Source organism: Actinosynnema sp. NPDC023658 (assembly GCF_040639995.1).
Lineage (GTDB): Bacteria > Actinomycetota > Actinomycetes > Mycobacteriales > Pseudonocardiaceae > Actinosynnema.
Genome location: NZ_JBFAAX010000971.1, coordinates 1 through 2,026, shown reverse-complemented (window position 1 = coordinate 2,026; position 2,026 = coordinate 1). Strand labels below are relative to the sequence as shown.

1 protein-coding gene is annotated in these 2,026 nt (G+C 71.4%); it reads left to right on the top strand.

Features of this window, described 5'->3' with window-relative positions; translation table 11 throughout:
* A partial coding sequence (locus AB0G02_RS37050; protein ID WP_360804220.1) for a glycoside hydrolase family 3 N-terminal domain-containing protein occupies positions 1 to 2,026 on the top strand: 2,026 nt, incomplete at both ends.

The following is a 2,026-nucleotide window of genomic DNA, read 5'->3' as shown; positions in this document are numbered from 1 at the left end:
GGAACGCAGGACGTCGCCGTCACGGGCACCGGTCGGCACGTGCGGCTGCTCGGCACGGCCCGCGCCACCGGTTACGGCTACTCGTTGTGGGAGTTCCAGGTCTACGGGACCACCGGCGGCACCTCCACCGGCACGCCGATCTCCCAGTACAAGCAGGTCGCGGCGTCGACCTGGGAGGGCGGCAACGCGCCCGCCGCGGCGCTGGACGGCCGCACGAACACCCGCTGGTCCAGCCAGTTCGCGGACAACCAGTGGCTGCGCGTCGACTTCGGTGGCGTCGCCACGGTCAACCAGGTCGTGCTGACCTGGGAAGGCGCGTACGCCAAGGGCTACCGGCTCGAACTGTCCGACGACGCGGTGACCTGGACGCAGGTCTACGCGACCACCACCGGCGCGGGCGGCACGGAACGGGTCACCGTCGGCGGCACCGGCCGTTACCTGCGGTTGTTCGCCACCACGCGGGCCACGGGATACGGCGTGTCGCTGTGGGAGTTGCAGGTCTTCGGCACCGTCGACACCTCCGCGAGCACCCCGCCGCTGCTGTCGCCGCCGACGAAGGCCCCCGCGGTGACCGGCCGGTTCGCCCTGTCCGCGCCCGCCGACAACGCGATGGTCACCACGACCCGGCGGCCGGCGTTCTCGTGGGCGCCCGTGTCGGGCGCGGTGCGCTACCAGGTCTGGCTCAACGTCAGCCGCACCGACTACGACTTCGCCGCGTCGGGCAACCTGATCGACCTCTACACCAAGGTCGCGGAGACCACCGGCACCGGCTACACGCCGTCGTGGGACATCCCCGACCGGTGGACGTACAAGTGGTTCGTCGTCGCCGTGGACGGTTCCGGCGGCACCAGCGCGTCCGACATCCGCACGTTCAGCCTGTACCGGCCGACGTTGACCACCGTGGACGACGGCGTGCGGGTGGTCAACGGCAGCCGCGACCTGAACAGGAACGGCACGGTCGAGCCGTACGAGGACTGGCGGCAGCCGGTGGAGACGCGGGTGAACGACCTGCTCGGTCGGATGACGATCGAGGAGAAGGCGTACCAGATGTTCTACAACGCGCAGTCGTTCCCTCGTTCGGGGTGGCACTTCGGGCCGGCGGAGGCGCAGGACCTGCACACCGCGTTGCTCGCGTCGAGCGGGACGCGGCTCGGCATCCCGTTCGTGTCGGCGGGCGACACCATCGCCGGGTACAAGACCACGTACCCGTTGCAGAGCGCGCTGGCGGCGGCACGGGACTACCCGTTGGACTACAAGCTGGGCGACGTGCAGCGGCGCGAGCAGCTGGAGGTCGGCACGCGCGGTGTGCTCGGGCCGTTGGCCGAGGTGGGCACGAAGGTGCTGTACCCGCGCATCCAGGAGGGCAACGGCGAGAGCTCGGAGGTCGCCTCGGCGCAGGTGCGGGCGCTGGTGGCCGGGTTGCAGGGCGGGCCGGAGCTGAACCCGGCGTCGGTGCTGGCGACCGTGAAGCACTGGCCCGGCGAGGGTGCGGGCGGTGAGGCGCTGATCGTGTACGACGCGGTGACGGCCAAGTACCACCTGGCGCCGTTCCGGGCCGCGATGGAGGCGGGCGCGGTCAACATCATGCCGGGCTACGCGGGCAGCTCCCTGCTCGACCCGGGTGGGCCGGGCGCGGGTGACAGCGCGAAGATCCTGGCGTACCTGCGGCAGAACCTCGGGTACACCGGTCTGATCACGACCGACTGGTTGCCGTCGGGCTCGTGGATCGGTGCGGCGAACGCCGGTTCCGACGTGATGGGCGGCGCGGACCCGGGCGCGACCGGGTTCACCATCGGCGGGTTCACCGCGGCGGTGCCCGCGGCGCGGATCGACGACGCCGTGCGCCGGGTGCTGCGGCTGAAGTTCAAGCTCGGGATCTTCGAGAACCCGTACGGCGACCCGGTCAACGGGCCGTACCGGTTCCACAAGCCCGAGTACGCGGCGCTGGCCAACCAGGCGTCGCGCGAGGCGATGACGTTGTTGAAGAACACCGACGGCGCGCTGCCGGTGCGGCTGAACCGGGGCG